16 protein-coding genes are annotated in these 18,359 nt (G+C 69.7%); 11 read left to right on the top strand and 5 right to left on the bottom strand.

What is annotated here, in order from left to right:
• Positions 1-4 precede the first annotated feature (4 nt).
• The 4 genes from NVS89_RS18265 to scpC form a co-directional block, all read right to left on the bottom strand.
• Positions 5-2,107, bottom strand: a complete 2,103-nt coding sequence (locus tag NVS89_RS18265) for an OmpA family protein (protein WP_258734188.1) — start codon at positions 2,105-2,107, stop codon at positions 5-7.
• A 100-nt stretch (positions 2,108-2,207) separates the two neighbouring features.
• On the bottom strand, positions 2,208-3,467 hold the full coding sequence (locus tag NVS89_RS18270; protein ID WP_258734189.1) for an aminopeptidase: 1,260 nt from the start codon (positions 3,465-3,467) through the stop codon (positions 2,208-2,210).
• A 150-nt stretch (positions 3,468-3,617) separates the two neighbouring features.
• Entirely contained in the window at positions 3,618-4,199 is a 582-nt protein-coding gene (locus NVS89_RS18275; RefSeq protein ID WP_258734190.1) for a nucleoside 2-deoxyribosyltransferase, read from the bottom strand.
• Between the two features lie 111 nt (positions 4,200-4,310).
• A complete protein-coding gene (scpC, locus tag NVS89_RS18280) occupies positions 4,311-5,804 on the bottom strand; it encodes a succinyl-CoA:acetate CoA-transferase ScpC (protein WP_258734191.1) in 1,494 nt (497 codons plus the stop codon).
• 391 nt (positions 5,805-6,195) lie between these two features.
• Between scpC and atpD the strand changes: the two genes are divergently transcribed.
• From atpD to NVS89_RS18325, 9 genes are read left to right on the top strand one after another with little or no spacing between them, the layout of a single operon-like run.
• On the top strand, positions 6,196-7,659 hold the full coding sequence (atpD, locus tag NVS89_RS18285; protein ID WP_258734192.1) for a F0F1 ATP synthase subunit beta: 1,464 nt from the start codon (positions 6,196-6,198) through the stop codon (positions 7,657-7,659).
• A complete protein-coding gene (locus NVS89_RS18290) occupies positions 7,656-8,117 on the top strand; it encodes a F0F1 ATP synthase subunit epsilon (RefSeq protein WP_258734193.1) in 462 nt (153 codons plus the stop codon). The genes atpD and NVS89_RS18290 overlap by 4 nt, the downstream gene beginning before the upstream one ends.
• Complete coding sequence (locus NVS89_RS18295) at positions 8,114-8,416, top strand: AtpZ/AtpI family protein (RefSeq protein ID WP_258734194.1); 303 nt, start codon at positions 8,114-8,116, stop codon at positions 8,414-8,416. The genes NVS89_RS18290 and NVS89_RS18295 overlap by 4 nt, the downstream gene beginning before the upstream one ends.
• A complete protein-coding gene (locus tag NVS89_RS18300; protein WP_258734195.1) occupies positions 8,413-8,709 on the top strand; it encodes an N-ATPase subunit AtpR in 297 nt (98 codons plus the stop codon). The genes NVS89_RS18295 and NVS89_RS18300 overlap by 4 nt, the downstream gene beginning before the upstream one ends.
• Entirely contained in the window at positions 8,706-9,407 is a 702-nt protein-coding gene (locus NVS89_RS18305) for a F0F1 ATP synthase subunit A (protein WP_258734196.1), read from the top strand. The genes NVS89_RS18300 and NVS89_RS18305 overlap by 4 nt, the downstream gene beginning before the upstream one ends.
• Entirely contained in the window at positions 9,404-9,652 is a 249-nt protein-coding gene (locus tag NVS89_RS18310; RefSeq protein WP_258734197.1) for a F0F1 ATP synthase subunit C, read from the top strand. The genes NVS89_RS18305 and NVS89_RS18310 overlap by 4 nt, the downstream gene beginning before the upstream one ends.
• 13 nt (positions 9,653-9,665) lie before the next feature.
• On the top strand, positions 9,666-10,442 hold the full coding sequence (locus NVS89_RS18315) for a F0F1 ATP synthase subunit delta (protein ID WP_258734198.1): 777 nt from the start codon (positions 9,666-9,668) through the stop codon (positions 10,440-10,442).
• Positions 10,443-10,465: 23 nt separating this feature from the next.
• Positions 10,466-12,007 (top strand): F0F1 ATP synthase subunit alpha, encoded by a 1,542-nt coding sequence (locus NVS89_RS18320; protein WP_258734275.1) that lies wholly within the window; start codon positions 10,466-10,468, stop codon positions 12,005-12,007.
• A 22-nt stretch (positions 12,008-12,029) separates the two neighbouring features.
• Positions 12,030-12,887, top strand: coding sequence for a F0F1 ATP synthase subunit gamma (locus tag NVS89_RS18325; protein WP_258734199.1), 858 nt, complete (start codon positions 12,030-12,032; stop codon positions 12,885-12,887).
• 15 nt (positions 12,888-12,902) lie between these two features.
• Here the strand turns inward: NVS89_RS18325 and NVS89_RS18330 are convergent, their stop codons facing one another.
• Positions 12,903-14,732 carry a methanol/ethanol family PQQ-dependent dehydrogenase gene (locus NVS89_RS18330; protein ID WP_374114597.1) on the bottom strand — a complete coding sequence of 610 codons (1,830 nt, stop codon included), beginning with the start codon at positions 14,730-14,732 and terminating at the stop codon, positions 12,903-12,905.
• A gap of 274 nt (positions 14,733-15,006) precedes the next feature.
• On the opposite strand from NVS89_RS18330, the gene NVS89_RS18335 reads away from it, so the two are divergent.
• Together NVS89_RS18335 and NVS89_RS18340 are read left to right on the top strand one after the other, a co-directional pair.
• Entirely contained in the window at positions 15,007-16,623 is a 1,617-nt protein-coding gene (locus NVS89_RS18335; protein WP_258734200.1) for an alpha-glucosidase, read from the top strand.
• Positions 16,624-16,673: 50 nt separating this feature from the next.
• Positions 16,674-18,338: an alpha-amylase family glycosyl hydrolase gene (locus NVS89_RS18340; RefSeq protein ID WP_258734201.1), complete on the top strand. Its 1,665-nt coding sequence runs from the start codon at positions 16,674-16,676 to the stop codon at positions 18,336-18,338.
• Positions 18,339-18,359 lie beyond the last annotated feature (21 nt).

The raw sequence follows: 18,359 nt of genomic DNA on the forward strand, positions 1-18,359 counted from the left end.
ACGATTACCTCACGATCACCTGCAGGCCGGCCTGGGCGGGCGCGACCTCGCTCTGGCTCTGGATCGCCAGCGCGCTCGGCGTGCCGGTGAGCAGGCGCTCGGGCGAGATGCCGGCCTGGGCCAGATAGTCCGTCACCGCCTGCGCGCGCGCCGCCGCCCGGTCGGGCGTGGTCGTCTGCTGCACGGAGACCCCAATCACCGCGTCCGGGCAGCCGCTCGCGGCGACCGCGATATGGTCCAGCAGCCCGCGGCTAACCGGCGCGATGGCGGTGCCCTTCGGCGAGAACTCGATGGCGCCGCGCGCCAGCAGGTCGTCGATGGCCTTCTGGCAGGCGGCGTTGTTGGTCGATTCATGCCGCAAGACCACGTCGAGGCTGAGGTCCAGCACGAAGCCCTTGGGCAGCGCCGCTTCCAGATTGGCGCGGATCGAATCGACCGCCGCCGCATAGAGCGCGGTGCCGGTGAAGCGCAGCTTGGCATCGTCGAAGCGGGCCTCGCCATTGCTGAGCCGGGCGAGCTCGTGTAGCGCGGCCAGCGTCGCCTGCTCGAAGCCGTCCGGCGCACCCGAGGCCAGCGCCGACACGTCGTTGACCGGCACGCCGAGCATCTCCGACTTGGCGGCCGCGATCAGCGCCTCATGGCCCTGCGTCGACGGGTAGAAGCCGGAAATGGTCAGCCCGTCCGTATCGCGGCGCATGCCGAACACATAGGGCGACACCACCGGCGGGCGGACGTCGGACTGGATCGAGAAGTCCTTCGGCAGCTGCCCGGCGAATGCGCCGCGGATCGCGGTGTAGGAGGCCGAATCCTGCGCCTCGCCGCTGACCGACAGCGTGTTGCCCTTGCCCTTCACCTGCCCGCTGCGCAGCTTGGCGAGCTGGCCGACGCCGAACACGGTGGCGTTCACCCAGGCCTCGGCGGCGGGCCCGCCGGAGGCGATGCGCATCTCGTCGCTGATCGGCACGCCGGGGAAGCCGGCGCGCACGGCGTCGATCACCAGCCGCTTGGCGTCCTCGGATGGCGCAAATCCCGTCAGGCGCAGCCCGGCGCTGCCGCGCATGACCGCCCAGGTGAAGGGGTTGACCGCCGGGGGCGTCACCGCGAAGCGCGTCAGCGTGTAGCCCTCGGGCACCGAGCGGCGCGCGCCGGCGATGGCGTCATAGGCGGCGAAGTCCGGTGCCGTGCCCTCGATCGAGATCGTGGTGTCGGAAAGCCCGACCGTGCCGTCCGGCAGCCGGCCAAGCTGCTCCAGCGCGAAATCGACCGCCTTCAGCCACCCGTCGGTGGGCGGCGAGCCGTCGGCGAGGCGGAGCTGGTCGGAGATCGCCGCGCCCGGCACCGCCGAGCGCACCATGTCGAGCAGCGCGCGCCGCGCGTCGCCGAGCGGGATGTAGCCCGACAGCCTGACCCCGTCCGGCTCGCGCGAGGCCTGCCAGACGAAGGGCGAGACCGCCGGCGGCAGCACCGCGAAGCGCGCCAGCTTGAAGTCGGCCGGCAGTTCGCTGCGCACCGTGACCTCGAGCGCGTCATAGGTCTTGAAGTCCGGCGCCCGCCCCTCGATCGAGAAGGCATCGTCGGAGATGGTGATGCGCCCGGCCGGCATCCGCGCGAGCTGGTTGATGCCGAAGATCACCACGCCGACGAAATCGCCCGCCGGCACGCCGCGTGCGCGCACCAGATCCTTGACCCCGGTGACGACCACGCCCGGCGCCATCTTCTCGGCGGCATCGGCGATCCGCTCGCGCGCCCAGACCGAGGGGACGTAGCCCTCCAGCCGGAGCTGCGCGCCGTCGCGGATGGCGGTGAAGGTGAAGGGCCGGCGCTCGGGCAGCAGCGTGGTCTGGTCGTCCACCGAGCGCACGCCCGACAGGCGCGCCAGCTCGCGGCGCACCTTCACCCGCGCCTCTTCCGAGAGCGCCTCGCCCTCGAGCACCGCGTCGCGGCCGTTGAAGTCGGCATGGGCCCAGGATTCGCCGATCTGCATGAGCAGCGTTCCCGAGCGCGCCGCCAGGTCGTCCTCGACCGGCGCCCGGGCAAAGTAAATGGCCGCCGCCAACAACAGCAGCAAGGCCGGCAGGCCCTTCCACCAGGCACGCCAGCGACACATCAGGCTCGTCCCCCGTCCTGAAGCCCGACCAAGCCGGGCAATACACCGCGCGGAGTCACCGCAACGCCGCGCCGATGGCCGGGCGCCATCGCAACAATGCTCACACCCATTCGCCCTTGCGCATCACCGGCTCCGCGTTCCCGCCCGCGGTTATCCCGTCGACGTCGACCTCGCCGGAGCCGATCATCCAGTCGATGTGGATCAGGCTGGAATTGGCGCCGCGCGCGGCGAGCTGCTCGGGCGACAGGTCGGAGCCGTTGATGAAGCACTTGCTGTAGGACTGGCCGAGCGCGATGTGGCTCGCGGCGTTCTCGTCATACAGCGTGTTGTAGAACAGCAGCCCGCTCTTCGAGATCGGCGAGGAATGCGGCACCAGCGCCACCTCGCCGAGCCGGCGCGAGCCTTCGTCGGTATCGAGCACCTTGGACAGCACGTCGAGGCCCGTGCGCGCGCTCGCCTCGACGATGCGCCCGCCCTCGAACCTCACCGCGATGTCCTGGATCAGCGTGCCCTGGTAGGAGAGCGGCTTGGTGCTCGCCACATAGCCCTCGACCCGGTCCTTGTGCGGCGTGGTGAACACCTCCTCGGTGGGGATGTTCGCGTTGCAGGTGACGCCGTTCTTGGCCATCGACGCCCCGCCGGCCCATTCATGGTCGTCGGCAAGGCCCACGGTGAGGTCCGTGCCCGGGCCGCGGAACCGAAGCGCCGCATAGCGGCGGCCGTTGAGCCGGGCGGTGCGGGCGTGGAGCTCGTCATTATGCGCCTGCCAGGCGGCCACCGGGTCCGGCGTGTCGACGCGCGAGGCGGCGAAGATGGCGTGCCAGAGCTTGGCGACCGCGATGTCCTCCGGGTCGTCCGGGAACATCGCCTTCGCCCAGGCGGGCGAAGCGAAGGAGACGATGGTCCAGTTGATGTCGAAGCCCGCGATCAGCGACAGCGCCGGCATGTAAGCCTTGGAGCGGGCACGATTGGCGCGGGAGACCTTTTCCGGGTCTTCATTGGCCAGCAGCGAGGGGTTCTCGCCGGAGATGGCGAGCCGCGCGGCACCGTTCCGGAAGGCGTTCGCCATGCCCTCGTAGAGCCAGCCGCTGGCGGTGTCGAAGCTGTCGTCCGACGCGTTGCGGAAGCGCATCAGCGTCGCCTCCTCGTCGCCGAACAGCGTGGTCACGAGACTCGCCCCCGCCCGGTAGGCGTGGTCCGTGATGCGGCGCACCAGCGGCAGCGCGTCGATGGAGGCGGTCATCACCAGCTCCTGCCCGGCCTTCAGGCCGAGGCCGACATGAACCGCCACTTCCGCGAGGCGATCGAGCCGCTCGTCGTGGGAAAGCGCCTCCGGGGGAAGTCCGGCGTGCTTCGTCATCTACGTCTCCACATGCAAGCGGCCGGGCCGCGACTCGGCCGACATTCAAGGAAGCGAGGCGGGTGAGCGTCAAGCACCACCTTTATGATAGGGAAAATAGGCGGTGCTGAGGCCCCGCGGTCACATCTCTACCACCAGCACGGCATCAAATTACCAGCCGACGAGCCGATCGACGAGCGCGCCGGCGCCGAGAGCGACCGCAAGGCTGATGAGCGCGGCCAGCAGCACCGCCCGCCGCGTGCTGCGCTGCAGCGCGCGATTCCTCGCCGCATGGCCGAGGCGTGCCACCGCGGCGGCGATCGCCTGCTCCGGGCCCGGCCAGACGGTTTCCCCCTCGCGGACGATCATCAGGTTTTCCGGCTTGCCGAAATCCTCGACCAGCATGCCCTCGCCGTCGCGGCCCGCTGCGTCGGAGGGAATGCGCTCGGCGAGGTCGCGCAGGTCGCTCGACCACAGGAACACCGGCTTTCCGGTGGCCTCGGCATAGCCGATCTCGAACGCGGTTCCCGGGTCCATGTGGTGGCCGCGAAACGGGGAAATGTTGGCGACGAGGGCGTCGGCCTCGCCGATCAGCTCGATGCAGCTGCGGCGGATGTCGTCGCCGCGCGTGTCGAGCGGGTAGAGCCCCTCCGCGCCCGCCGCCGCGCACAATTGCTTGAGCCGCGCGCCCTCCTCGGCGGCGTCGGGCCGGAACACCTCGGGTCCGGCGAGATAGAGGCGCAGCAGGGGCATCGGCTTCTTCGCAGGGCAATGGGAGGACAGCTTTAGCCGCCCACCCCTTCCCCGCGCAACGCCCGTGTCCGCGCGACGCATTCGCAGGACGCCTGCCGCGAGGCCGTGCCGTCAGCCCGCCTGCATGCTGCCCGTCTCGCGCAGCCGCGCATGCCAGCCCAGCGCTTCCTCGATGAGGTGCGGCGTATGCCCGCCGCGCGCGGTCGCGCGCTCGACATAGTCCGCCAGCGGCTCGCGATAGGCGGGATGGACGCAATTGGCGATCACCAGCCGCGCCCGTTCGCGCGGGGCGAGGCCGCGCAGGTCCGCCAACCCCTGCTCGGTGACGAGTATGTCTACGTCGTGCTCGGTATGGTCGACATGGCTCACCATCGGCACCACGCTGGAAATCGCCCCGCCCTTCGCCACCGACTTGGTGACGAAGACCGACAGATAGGCGTTGCGGGCGAAGTCGCCCGAACCGCCGATGCCGTTCATCATCATCGTGCCGCCGACATGGGTCGAGTTGACGTTGCCGTAGAGGTCGAACTCCAGCGCGGTGTTGACCGCGATCACGCCGAGCCGCCGGATCACCTCCGGGTGGTTGCTGATCTCCTGCGGCCGCAGCACCAGCTTCGGCTTGTAGCGGGCGAAATCGGGCAGCACGGCCTGGTACTTCGCCTTCGACAGAGTGATCGACGAGCCGGAGGCGAAGTCGAGCTTGCCGGCGTCGAACAGGTCGAAGGTCGAGTCCTGCAGCACCTCGGAATACATGGTCAGGTTGTGGAACGGGCTGTCGATCAGCCCGTGCATCACCGCGTTCGCGATGGTGCCGATGCCGGCCTGCAGCGGCTGCAGCGTGGTGGTGAGCCGGCCCGCCTTCACCTCGTGCTTCAGGAGCTCGGTCAGATGGCCGGCGATGTCGCGCGTCTCCTGGTCCGGCGGCAGCACGGTCGAGGAGGAGTCGAGCTTCTGCGTGACGACGATCGCGACGATCTTGCTCGGATCGACCGGGATGAACGGCAGGCCGACCCGGTTCTCCGGCGCCACCACCGGGATGGGATGGCGCACCGGGCGGCGGGTGGGGATGTAGATGTCGTGCAGCCCCTCCAGCAGCAGCGGCTGGCTGAGGTTGATCTCGACGATCACCTTCTCCGCGAGGATCGCGAAGCTCGCCGAATTGCCCACCGAGGTGGTGGGGATGATGCCGCCCTGCTCGGTGATCGCCACCGCCTCGATAACCGCCACGTCGACGGGCCCGAGCTGGTGCGTGCGCAGCATCTCCACCGTTTCCGAGAGGTGCTGGTCGACGAACATCACCTCGCCGTCGTTGATCTCGCGGCGCAGCGCGGGATCGGACTGGAACGGGATGCGGCGCGAGAGCAGGTGCGCCTCCGCCATCTGCTTGTCGAGGTCGTTGCCGAGCGAGGCGCCGGTGATCAGCGTGATCTTCATCGGCTCGGTCTTGGCGCGCTCGGCCAGCGCCATCGGCACCGCCTTGGCCTCGCCCGCGCGGGTGAAGCCGCTCATGCCGACCGTCATGCCGTCGCGGATATAGGCGGCCGCCGCTTCGGCGCTCACCACCTTGTCCAGGAGCGCGGGAAGGCGGATGCGATCTCGATGCATGGCGTTGCCTTGTTGTCGTGACGAGCCTCGCCCGGATAGCGCCGGCGCTCGGCCGCCGCGATTGGACTTTGGTAATCCGGCCACCCTGTTATGCACGGGACGCAGAGCTCGGCACATCGGGAGTTTTCCCGAACCCTTGGCGACGCAGCGGGCGACGGGCCGCGGCGGCGATTTCCACCCCGCCCCGCCCATGCGCGGGCGCCTCGCGACAGGCGGCGGATGCGGGTTTCTGCCGCCTGAATGGGCAGCCCCGGCCATTGCCCTTCCCCGACCCTCCTGCTGTAGTCTGTCACCGGCGCGCGGCCTGACGGTTCCCGCAGACCTATGTCCTGAGGGATATCAAAGGGGCCGCGGCCGCAGGCGACTAGTCTGACCCCAGGAGGCCCGAGCCATGGAAACGAACGGACGAGTCGTGGCCATCCGGGGAGCGGTCGTCGACATCGCCTTCGCCGACGCCGCCCTGCCGGAGATCAACGAAGCCGTCGCCATCGGCGACGAGGCGAGCGGCACGCTTGTCGCCGAGGTGCAGGCGCATCTCGACCGCTCGACGGTGCGGGCCATCGCGCTTGAGGCGACGACCGGACTCCGGCGCGGCGACACGGTGCGGCGCGAGCACGGGCCGATCGCGGTGCCGGTCGGCGAAGCGGTGCTCGGGCGCCTGCTTGACGTGACCGGCAATGTCGGCGACCGGCTGGGGCCGCTGCCGCAGGACGTGCCGCGGCGGCCGATCCATCGTGAGGCGCCGCCGCTCGACCGGCAGACCGGCACCTCCGACCTGTTCGCCACCGGCATCAAGGTGCTGGACCTGCTCACCCCGCTGGCGCAGGGCGGCAAGGCGGCGATGTTCGGGGGCGCCGGCGTCGGCAAGACGGTGCTGGTGATGGAGCTGATCCACGCCATGGTGGCGAGCTATCAGGGCATCTCGGTGTTCGCGGGCGTCGGCGAACGCTCGCGCGAGGGCCATGAGATGCTGCAGGACATGGGCGCCTCGAAGGTGCTGGACCGCACCGTACTGGTCTACGGGCAGATGAACGAGCCGCCCGGCGCGCGCTGGCGCGTGCCCATGACCGCGATCACCATCGCCGAATATTTCCGCGACGAGATGCACCGCAACGTGCTGCTGCTGATGGACAACATCTTCCGCTTCGTCCAGGCGGGCGCGGAAGTGTCCGGCCTGCTGGGGCGCATGTCCTCGCGGGTCGGCTACCAGCCGACGCTGGCGAGCGAGGTGGCGGCGCTTCAGGAGCGCATCGCCTCGGTCGGTGGGGCGGCGGTGACGGCGATCGAGGCGGTGTACGTGCCGGCCGACGACTTCACCGACCCGGCCGTCACCACCATCGCCAGCCATGTCGACAGCATGGTCGTGCTCTCGCGCGCCATGGCGGCGGAGGGCATGTACCCCGCCGTCGACCCGATCACCTCCTCCTCGGTGCTGCTCGACCCGCTGATCGTCGGACAGGAGCATGTGGACGTCGCCAACGAGGTGCGCCGGACCATCGAGCATTACCGCGAGCTGCAGGACGTGATCTCGCTGCTCGGCATGGAAGAGCTCGGCGCCGAGGACCGGCGGATCGTCGAGCGCGCGCGGCGGCTGCAGCGCTTCCTCACCCAGCCCTTCACCGTGACCGAGGCCTTCACCGGCGTTCCCGGCCGCTCGGTGCCGGTGGCCGACACCATCGCCGGCTGCAAGGCGATCCTCGCCGGCGAATGCGACGACTGGCAGGAGAGCTCGCTTTACATGATCGGCACACTGGATGAGGGGCGCGAGAAGGAGAAGGCGGCGAAGGGCGCCGCTCCGACATCCTCCAATCCCGCGCAGGCCCAGCCCGCGAAGGCCGGGGAGAAGGCCGCGTGAGCCGGGCGATCCACCTCACCATCACCACGCCCTCCAGCGTCCTCGTCGACCGGGCGGACGTGGTCTCGGTGCGGGCGGAGGACGAGAGCGGCGGCTTCGGCATCCTGCCCGGACATGCCGACTTCCTGACCGTGCTGCCGGCCTCCGTGGTGCGCTGGCGCAGCCCGGACCAGGCCGAGCATTTCTGCGTCGTCGGCGGCGGGGTGCTGACGGTGACGGGCGGGCGGGACGTCTCGCTCGCCTGCCGGCAGGGTACGGTGGGCGACGATCTCGGCGCACTGGAGGCCGACGTCGCCACGATGCGCGCGGCCGACACCGACGCCGACCGGCGCGCGCGCACCGAGCAGCTACGTCTTCATGCGCATGCGGTGCGCCAGCTCATGCGCTATCTGCGTCCCGGTCAGACCGCCAATGCCGAGGCGATGCTCGGCGAGGCAATGGGTGAGGAGGCCTCATGACGGCCGCGCCGCAGGAAGCCACGCCCGATCCGCCGCCCGACCGCATGGGATCGGCGGCCCGGCAGGCGGCCGAGCGCGCCACCAGCGGGGCGCAGACGCCCGAGCCCTCGCTCGGCGTGCGGCTGGGTCAGATCGGCATTCTGGGCTGGACCATCGTCGTCCCCACCCTGCTGTGCCTCGTGCTCGGCCGCTGGCTGGACGGCCTGTTCGACAGCGGCGTGTTCTTCTCCGCGCCGCTCATCATGATCGGCGCCGGCTTTGGCTTCTGGTCCGCCTGGAAATGGATGCATCGCCCGTGACCGACATCGCCACCCATCTCCCGACGGCACAGACCGCGCTCCTCGTCGCGCTCGGGCTGGCGGTCGGCGCGCTGCTCGGCCTCGTCTATTTCGCGACGCTCAGGTGGAACACCGGCCTCTATCTCGGGCGCAGCTTCGCGCTCGCGCTCGGCCTGCAACTCTTCCGCTTCGCGGTGCTGGGCGGCGCGTTCTACGCCCTCGCCCGGCTCGGCGCCGGCCCGCTGCTGGCCGCCGCGATCGGCCTGCTGGTCACGCGCCGGTTCTATCTGCGCCGCGCGGGAGGGCTGCCGTGAACTCGCCCCTCGTCCTCGAACCGCTGTTCCATGTCGGACCGATCCCCATCACCTCGCCGGTGCTGGTGACGTGGGCGATCATGATCGCGCTGGCGCTGATCTGCCGCTTCGCCACCGCCCGGCTGACGCTGGAACCCTCCCGCTTCCAGGCGGTGCTGGAGCTGCTGGTGAGCACGGTGGACGGGCTCGTCGCCGACACCATGCAGAGCGAGCCGGCGCGCTACCGCGCCCTGATCGGCACCATCCTGATCTATGTGCTGATCGCCAACTGGTCGTCCCTGATCCCCGGCATCGAGCCGCCGACCGCGCATCTCGAGACCGACGCGGCGCTCGCCTTCATCGTGTTCTGTGCGACCATCTATTACGGGGTGCGCGCGCTGGGGCTCGGCGGCTACCTCCGGACCTTTGCCGAGCCGAGCTGGGTGATGATCCCGCTCAACGTGGTCGAGCAGATCACCCGCACCTTCTCGCTGCTGGTGCGCCTGTTCGGCAACATCATGAGCGGCGTGTTCGTCATCGGCATCGTGCTCTCGCTCGCCGGCCTGCTGGTGCCGATCCCGTTCATGGCGCTCGATCTGCTGACGGGCGCCGTGCAGGCCTACATCTTCGCCGTCCTCGCCTGCGTCTTCATCGGCGCGGCCATCAGCGAGGGACAGGCGTCCCGGAAGTCCGACGGAAAGGAGCCGACAAGCCCATGAACATATCGATCGAAGCCGTCAGCATCCTCGCCGCGGCGCTTGCCGTCTCCTTCGGGGCGATCGGGCCGGCGCTGGGCGAGGGGCGCGCCGTCGCCGCGGCGATGGACGCCATCGCCCGCCAGCCGGAAGCCGCCGGCACGATCTCGCGCACGTTGTTCGTCGGCCTCGCCATGATCGAGACCATGGCGATCTACTGCCTGGTCATCGCGTTGCTCGTGCTCTTCGCCAACCCCTTCATCAAGTGAGTGTCGTCAGGCGATGCAGATCGACTGGTGGACCCTCGGCCTCCAGACCGCCAACGTCCTCGTCCTCGTCTGGATTCTCGGCCGGTTTCTGTTCCGGCCGGTGGCCGGCATGATCGAGCAGCGGCGCGTGCTGGCCTCGAAGGCGCTCGACGACGCCCGCGTCGCGCAGGCGGCGGCGGAGGCCGCGCGCGCTGAGGCCGAGCGGACGACGGCGGATCTTGCCCGGTCGCGCGCCGACGCGCTGAAGAAGGCCGCGCAGGAGGCGGAGGCCGAGAAGCAGGGCATCATCGCCGCTGCCCGCACGGAGGCGGAGCGGGTGCGCGAGGCGGCGAAGGCCGACATCGCCCGCGCCCGCGCCGACGAAGCCGCCGCCGCGCGGGGGCGGGCCAGCGCGCTGGCGCTCGACATCGCCGACAAGCTGCTCTCCCGCCTGCCGGAACAGGCCCGCATCGACGGCTTCATCCCCGGCCTCGCCGAGGGGCTGGCCGCCCTGCCCGACGAGATCCGCGCCGGCCTCGGCGCCGACGGCCATCCGGTGCGGCTGAAGGCGGCACGTGCGCTCTCCGATGCCGAGGTGAACGCCTGCCGCGAGCAGCTCTCCAGGGCGCTCGGCCGGCCGGTCGAGATCGCCTGCGAGACCGACCCGGCCCTGATCGCCGGGCTGGAGCTCGACATGCCGCACGCGGCCGTGCGCAACAGCCTGCGGGCGGACCTCGACCGGGTGGCCGGAGCGCTCGCCAAGGGTAGCAAGGCGGGGGCGCCGGGCAGCAACGGGAGCGCGACGCCATGACCACGACCGGCAACGACACGGCAATGACGGCCGCCCCTGCCTCCGACGCCGACGGCGCCGCCCGCGAATGGCTGGCGCGCAGCCGCGACGAACTGGCCCAGGTGACGCTCGGCCCCGAGGCGACCTCGATCGGCCGGGTCGAGCGCGTTGCCGACGCCATCGCACAGGTCTCGGGCCTGCCCGAGGTGCGGCTCAACGAGCTGCTGCATTTCGAGGGCGGGCAGACCGGCTTCGCCCTCACCCTCGACCGGGATTCCATCAGCGCCGTCATCCTCGACGCGGCGAGCACGGTCGAGGCCGGCACCAAGGTCTCGCGCACCGGCGCGGTGGTGCAGGTGCCGGTCGGCCCCGGCCTGCTCGGGCGCATCGTCGATCCGCTGGGCCGGCCGCGCGACGGGGGCGAGGCGGTGGTCGCGGAGGCCTATCACCCGATCGAGCGTCCCGCCCCGGCGATCATCGAGCGCGACCTCGTCACCGAGCAGGTCGACACCGGCCTCTTGGTGGTGGACGCCCTCTTCACCCTCGGGCGCGGCCAGCGCGAGCTCATCATCGGCGACCGGGCGACCGGCAAGACGGCCATCGCCGTCGACACCATCATCAGCCAGAAGGACTCGGACATCGTCTGCGTCTATGTCGCCGTCGGCCAGCGCGCGACCGCCGTGGAGCGGGTCATCGAGGCGGTGCGGCAGCACGGCGCGCCGGAGAAGTGCATCTTCGTGGTCGCCTCCGCCGCCGACGCGCCGGGCCTGCAGTGGATCGCCCCCTTCGCCGGCACCACCATCGCCGAATATTTCCGCGACCGCGGCCAGCACGCGCTGATCGTCATCGACGACCTGACCAAGCACGCCGCCACCCATCGCGAGCTGGCGCTGCTGACGCGCGAGCCGGCGGGGCGCGAGGCCTATCCCGGCGACGTGTTCTATCTCCATGCGCGGCTGCTGGAGCGTGCCGCCAAGCTCTCGAAGGAGCTCGGCTCCGGCTCGCTCACCGCGCTGCCCATCGCCGAGACCGATGCCGGCAACCTCTCCGCCTATATCCCGACCAACCTGATCTCGATCACCGACGGGCAGATCGTGCTCGGCTCGCAGCTCTTCGCCGCCAACCAGCGGCCGGCAGTGGATGTCGGCCTCAGCGTCAGCCGGGTGGGCGGAAAGGCGCAGCATCCCGCGCTGCGGCAGGTCTCCGGGCGGATCCGGCTCGACTATTCTCAGTTCCTCGAACTGGAGATGTTCTCGCGCTTCGGCGGCATTGCCGACACCCGGGTGAAGGCACAGATGACGCGCGGCGAGCGCATCCGCGCGCTGCTCTCGCAGCCCCGCTTCGCCACGCTGCGGCCGGTCGACGAGATCGCGCTGCTGGCCGCACTCTCGGCCGGGGTGCTGGACGACATGCCGGTGGAGGCGATGCCGGAGCTGCGGACCCGGCTTCCCGGCCATCTCGACGCCGCCGTTCCCGACGCCGCGAAATCGCTGGAGGCGGACGCGAAGCTGGACGACACCTTGCGCGACACGCTGGTCGCGAGCGTGCGCGCCCTCGCCGCCGGGCTGAAGGGCAAAGGCACATGAGGCCGCAGGTGAGGGCTTCCCCATGAGCGAGCGGCTGAGCGACGTCGTCGTCCGCATCCAGTCGGTGCAGCAGCTCTCGGCCGTGATCGCAGCGATGCGCGGCATCTCGGCGGCGCGCTCGCGCGAGGCGCGCGGCCAGCTCGACGGCGTGCGCGCCTATGCCGAGACCATCGCGGTCGCCATCGGCGACGCGCTGGAGCATTTGCCGTCCGGCCCGCCCGTCGCCGCCGCGCCGGCCGAGGACCGCCACGCTATCGTGGCGCTGTGCGCCGAGCAGGGCTTCGCCGGCACCTTCAACGAGCGTGTGTTCGACGCGGTGGAAGAGCGGATGAAGCGGACGCCGGGAACGACGCGGCTTCTCCTCGTCGGCGATCGCGGCCTGATGGCGGCGGGCGAGCGGCGCTTCGACGTCTCGTGGTCGGCGGCGATGATCGCCCATGTCGGCCAGGCGACCTCGCTCGCCAACCGGATCGTCGAGGAGCTCTACCGCGCGCTCGACCAGGACGAGGTGCGCAGCGTGTCGATCGTCCACGCCTTCCCCGGCGCCTCGGCGACGGTCGACGTGCGCGAGCGGGTGCTCATCCCGTTCGACTATGCGCGCTTCCCGATCGACGCCCGCAGCCAGCGTCCGCTGGTGACGCTGCCGCCCGACATCCTGCTGGCGCGCCTCGCCGAGGAATACATCTTCGCCGAGCTGTGCGAGGCGGTGATCCAGTCCTTCGCCGCCGAGAACGAAGCACGCATGCGGGCGATGATCGCCGCCAAGAGCAATGTCGAGCACACGCTCGACGACCTCGTCGCCCGCTCGCGCCGGCTGCGGCAGGAGGAGATCACCAACGAGATCCTCGAGCTCTCCAGCACCGAGACCGACGCGAACTAGGCGACGGGCCCGCCCTCACCGCCCGTCCGGCAGGGCGAAGACGGTGAGCTGGCCGCCGAGCGCGGTGTAGCTGCTCAGCGCCGCATAGGCGTCCTTGGCGCCCGATCCCGCATTCGGATCGGTGAGCCCGGCGGCGAGGCCGATGCCGGCCCATCCGCCGATGCCGGACAGCACGGCGACATATTGCCGGCCTCGATGCTCATAGGTCATGACGTTGCCGACGATGCCCGAGGGCGTCTTGAAGCGGAAAAGCTCCTTGCCCGTCTTCGCGTCGACGGCCTTCAGATAGCCTTCCAGCGTGCCGTAGAACACCACGCCGCCGGCGGTGGCGAGCGCACCGGACCAGACCGAGAAGCGCTCGGGTATGGTCCAGGCGACGCGGCCCTTGAGGTTGTCCCAGGCGATGAAGCTGCCGGTGTGCCCGTCCTTCGCGTCGGGCGCGGGATACATGGTCAGCGTCGCGCCGACATAGGGCTGGCCGACCGCGTAGTCGACGAAGAACGGCTCGTAATCCATGCACATGTGGCTGGTCGGCACGTAGAACAGACCGGTGTCGGGCGACCAGGCCGCCGGCTGCTGGTTCTTCGAGCCCAGCGCCGCCGGGCAGATGCCCTGATAGGTCACGTCCTCGCCCTCGGCCTCGGTGCCGTATTTCGGGTCGAGGATCGGGCGGCCATAGGTCGGGCTCGCCTTGTCGAGGTCGATGCCCTTGGCCCAGTTCACGCTCGGGTCGAACTTCTCCGCCACCAGCAGTTCGCCCGTGGCGCGGTCGAGCGTGTAGGCGAAGCCGTTGCGGTCGAAATGGGTGAGCAGCGTGCGCAGGCGCCCGTCGACCATCTGGTCGGTCAGGATCATCTCGTTGACGCCGTCATAGTCCCACTGGTCGTGCGGCGTCATCTGGTAGACCCAGCGGGCGACGCCGGTGTCGGCATCGCGGGCGAAGATGGTCATCGCCCATTTGTTGTCACCCGGACGCTGCGAGGGGTTCCACGTGCCGGGATTGGCACTGCCGTAATAGACGAGGTTCAGCTTCGAGTCGTAGGCGAACCAGCCCCAGGGCGCGCCGCCGCCGATCTTCCACTGCTCACCCTCCCAGCTCTTCAGCGAGGAATCCGGGCCGACCGGCTTGCCGAGCTCGGTGGTCTTCTCCGGGTCGATCAGCATCTGCGCATCCGGCCCGGTCGAATAGGCCCGCCAGGCGAGCGTGCCGTCCTTGATGTTGTAGGCGCTGATGTGCCCGCGCGCGCCGAACTCCGCGCCCGCTATGCCGACGATCAGCTTGTCCTTCACCGGCATCACGGTGGCGGTGTTGGATTCGCCGCGCTTCGGATCGCCATTCGCGACGCGCCAGCGCACCGCGCCTGTCCTGGCGTCGAGCGCGACGATGGTCGTGTCGGCCTGATGGAGAAACACCATGCCCTGCGCATAGGCGAGGCCGCGATAGACGAGATCGCAGCACATGATGGCCGCCACCTCGTTGTCCTGCCGCGGCTCGTACTTCCACAGGATGCGCCCCTCATGGTCGAGATCGAGCGCGTAAACATTGTTCGGGAACGGGGTGTGGACATACATGATCCCGTCGACGACCAGCGGGCTGCCTTCATGTCCCCTGAGAACGCCGGTCGAGAAGGTCCAGAAAACCTTCAGCTTTCCGACATTTTCGGCATTGATCTGGTCGAGCCGCGAATAGCGGGTGTTGGCGTAGTCCAGCGTCTGGATCACCTGCTGCGCGGGATCGGCGATCCGCGCCGGCACGTCGTCCCCGGCATGGGCGGAGAGCGCACCCGCCAGCAGTGCCGCGCCTGCCGCGACACCGACCATTCCCGCTGCGGCCATAACCCTCATGCGTCTCTCCCAGCCGACGGAAGCCGGTTGGTCCGGCCTCTCATTGCCGGAAGGGATAGCATGCGGAGCCTTGCCGGCGACAATTGACCAGATGCCGCTGCCGTAACGAAATGGGCCGCCTCGCCTCTTCCCGTCCGGCGTGGTCTGGCTTCGGCCGAGCAGCCCGTGAAAAAACCCACGCCGGCTACGGGAATGGCCACCGGTAGGCACATGCCGCCGGAAATGTGACCGGACGGGTTGCCAGCCGGGCTCGGCACGCTAATCTCCGTTAGCCATGACACATGGACATTCCTGGTGGCACGGCGCCGTCATCTATCAGATCTATCCACGCTCCTTCAAAGACACCTCGGCCGACGGCATCGGCGACCTTCAGGGCATCGCCGACGAGCTGGACTACGTGGCCGAGCTGGGGGTTGACGCGATCTGGATCTCCCCGTTCCAGAAGTCGCCGATGAAGGACTATGGCTACGACGTCGAGGACTACGTCGCGGTCGATCCGCTGTTCGGCACGCTCGACGACGTGCGCGCGCTGATCGAGGAGGCACACAAGCGCGGCCTGAAGGTGCTGATGGACCAGGTGCTGAGCCACACCTCCGACCAGCACGCATGGTTCAGGGAAAGTCGCGCCTCGCGCACCAACGACAAGGCCGACTGGTACGTCTGGACCGATCCCCGGCCCGATGGAACGCCGCCTAACAATTGGCTGTCGGTGTTCGGTGGCCCGTCCTGGCACTGGGAGCCGCGGCGCGACCAGTATTACCTGCACAATTTCCTGACCGCCCAGCCCGACCTCAACTACCACAACCCCGAGGTGCAGGACGCGGTGCTGGACGCGTGCCGCTTCTGGCTCGAGCTCGGCGTCGACGGGTTCCGGCTCGACGTGTGCGCCTTCTACTTCCACGACGCGCAGCTTCGCGACAACCCGCCGGCCGAGACCTCGCCGCTCGGCAGCCAGTTCAACTTCAATCCCTATTCGTTCCAGCAGCATGTCCGCGACATCGGGCAGGAGGAGAACCTGCCCTTCCTCGAGCGCCTGCGCGCGCTGGTCGACGAATATGGCGACCGCGTCCTGCTCGGCGAGCTGAACGAGAGCGACGGCGTGCGGCTGCACAAGGACTATACCGGCCCCGGCCGGCTGCACCTCGCCTATGGCTACTGGCTGCTCGGCTCGCAGCATGTCGACGGGGACGTGATCCGCGAGCTGTCCGAACGGCTCGGCCACCAGCCGGAGGACGGCCTGCCCTGCTGGTCGCTCGACAATCACGATTTCATGCGCGCCGCCTCGCGCCTGCGGCAGGGCGACGACCATCCCGATTTCACCATCACCGTGCTGGCCGCGCTGTCGTGCCTTCGCGGGGCGCTATGCCTCTATCAGGGCAGCGAGCTCGGCCTGCCGGAGGCGGAGGTGCCATTCGAACGGCTGCTCGATCCGTATGGGCGCGAGTTCTACCCCTCCTTCAAGGGCCGCGACGGCGCGCGCACGCCGATCCCGTGGCGGCACGATGCCGACCATTGCGGGTTCAGCACCGTCGAGCCGTGGCTCCCCATCCCCGAGGAGCATCGCCGCCGCTCCGTGGACCTGCAGGAGCGTGAGCCGGGCTCGGCGCTGAACCGCATGCGGCGGTTCCTGAAATGGCGCCGCGAGCAGCCGGCGCTGCGCGGCAACGACCTCTCCTTCTATCCCGCCCACAAGAACCTTCTCGTCTTCGAGCGCGGCAACGCGGAAGACGGGGTCCTGTGCGTCTTCAACCTGAGCGATGCGGCATGCGAGGTACCCCTCGCCTCGATCCCGCTTGGCGAAGATCTCGTCGGCCACGGCTTCGGGGCGACGCGGCGCGGCGAGGCGCTGCATGTCGAGCCCTGGGGCGCTCATTTCGGCACCATCGCATGAGCCACGGCCCGGATACCTGCCTCGTTTCGCCCGATGCCCCACCCTTACTGATGCGCCGCCCACCCGACGACGAGTGGTGGCGCGGCATGGTGGTCTACCAGATCTATCTGCGCAGCTTTCAGGACACCAATGGCGACGGCGTCGGCGACCTGCCGGGCGTGCTGGAGCGGCTCGACTACATCACCAGCCTCGGCGTCGACGCGGTCTGGCTCTCGCCGTTCTACGCCTCGCCGCAGGAGGACTTCGGCTACGACGTGTCGGACTTCCGCACCGTCCAGCCGGAGATGGGCACGATCGAGGACTTCGAGCGGCTGCGCGACGCCCTGCACGAGCGGGGGATGAAGCTCTTCATCGACTTCATCCCCGACCACACCTCCGACCAGCACGCCTGGTTCCGCGAGAGCCGCGGCAACCGCGAGAACCCCAAGGCGGACTGGTACGTCTGGGCCGACGCCGCGCCCGACGGCACGGCCCCGAACAACTGGATCTCCTCCTTCGGCGGACCCGCCTGGACCTGGGATCCGCGCCGCGCGCAGTTCTATTTCCACCCCTTCCTGACGTGCCAGCCCGCGCTGAACCTGCAGAAGCCCGAAGTGCTGGAGGCGATGCTGGAGGAGCTCGATTTCTGGCTCAGGCAGGGTGTGGACGGCGTGCGGCTCGACGCCGTGCAGTGCATCACCTGCGACATGGACCTGCGGCCCAACCCGCGCGTCTCGCACAAGGGTTCGCCCATCCTGCTGGGCGGCGGGCCGGACAATCCCTTCGCCCGCCAGCTCCACCTGTTCGACCGCGACGTGCCCGAGGCGCTCGACATCTTCAAGGCGATGGCCGAACTCGCCGGCCGCTACGACCCGCCGAAGATGCTGCTGGGCGAGCTGTCCGACGTCGATTCGCCGGTCGTCTGCGAGAAGTACACCGGCCGCCCGGACGGGCTGGACGCCACCTACGACTATGACTTCGTCAACACGACGCCGCGGGTGGAGAACTGGCGCTCGCTGCTGGTGCGCCAGCGCGATGTCATGCCCCATGGCTGGAACTTCAACGTCTTCAACAACCAGGATGCCACGCGCGTCCTGAGCAATTTCGGCGAATGGGCGGTCGAGCTCGGCCATCAGGACGCCATGGCCAAGCTGCTGAACGTGCTGCAGATGACGCTGCGCGGCGGGGTCGTGATCTATCAGGGCCAGGAGCTGGCGCTGACGCAGGCCGAGATTCCGAAGGAGCAGATTGTCGACCCATGGGGCCTCCAATTATGGCCGGACTTCAAGGGGCGCGACGGCTGCCGCACGCCGATGCCGTGGGAGCACAACGCGCCCCATTGCGGCTTCACCGACACCAAGCCATGGCTGCCGGTCGCCGAGGACCACAAGGAGCGGGCGGCGGACCGGCAGGACGCGGACGAGGCGTCGCCGCTGAACTTCACCCGCCGCTTCGTCGCGTGGCGCAGGACCCAGCCCGCGCTCCAGCTCGGCGACGTTCGGTTCCTCGACATTCCCGCCCCCCTGCTCGCCTTCGAGCGTTTCGACGATCGCACCTGCCTGCTCGTGGTGCTGAACTTCAGCGCCGAACCGAGGCGCTTCGGTGCCGGCATGGCGCTGCGTGCGCTGGAGGCGCCGGGGCTTGCCGGCGCGCTCTCCGGGGACGGCATCGACCTGCCCCCACTTCAGGCATTCATTGGCCAGCGGCTGGACGCGCGCCCGCCCGCCGACGACTGAGCCGGCGCGGCGGGCACCCGC

Origin of the sequence: Ancylobacter mangrovi (genome assembly GCF_024752355.1) — a bacterium.
Lineage (GTDB): Bacteria > Pseudomonadota > Alphaproteobacteria > Rhizobiales > Xanthobacteraceae > Ancylobacter > Ancylobacter mangrovi.